At 41.2% G+C, this 701-nt stretch carries 1 pseudogene; it reads left to right on the top strand.

Annotated elements, in window-relative coordinates:
* Positions 1–13: 13 nt before the first annotated feature.
* Positions 14–701: pseudogene (locus VK90_RS27425) on the top strand (DNA translocase FtsK); the annotation flags it as partial.

The following is a 701-nucleotide window of genomic DNA, read 5'->3' as shown; positions in this document are numbered from 1 at the left end:
AGAAGCAGAAGCTGTGGAATTAGAAGAATCTAAGGAAGAAGCAGAAGCCGTGGAATTAGAGGGATCTAAGGAAGAAGCAGAAGTTGCGGAGTTAGAAGAATCTAAGGAAGAAGCAGAAGCTGCGGAATTAGAGGAATCTAAAGAAGAAGCAGAAGCTATGGAGTTAGAGGAATCTAAGGAAGAAGCAGAAGCTGTGGAATTAGAAGAATCTAAGGAAGAAGTAGCAGCTGCGGAGTTAGAAGAATCTGAGGAAGAAGAACCAGTTACGGAATTCATATTAGAGGAAACTTCTCAAGAAATAGCAATGGAAGAAACGATAAATAAAGAGTTGGTGGACAATACACCAGTTGCAGAGCAACCAGTAATTTCTCAGCAAGAAACAATTGAGTTCAAGGAAGAACGTGAAGTGTTCGTACTAGATTCAGAAGCGGATGAGCAAACAAAGAAAGATGTTCAAAGCTTTGCGAATGTTTTAATTGAAGAAGCTGAAGAAAAGAAACAAGTTGCTGAAGAACAGCCTGCTACACAAACAGAAGAGCCGAAGCGTGAGAAAAAGCGCCATGTCCCATTTAACGTTGTCATGCTAAAACAAGACAGAAAGAAGTTAATGGAAAGACATGCGGCAAGAACGAATGTAACGCAATCTACTTTCGGTGAACGAGTAGCGGAAAAACCAATGCAGCAAGTGGCGGTAGAAGCAC

The sequence above is a fragment of the Bacillus sp. LK2 genome (assembly GCF_001043575.1).
GTDB classification, from domain to species: Bacteria; Bacillota; Bacilli; order Bacillales; family Bacillaceae_G; genus Bacillus_A; species Bacillus_A paramycoides.
Note: the sequence above shows the minus strand (reverse complement) of the source record. Positions and strands in the feature narration are given on the sequence as shown.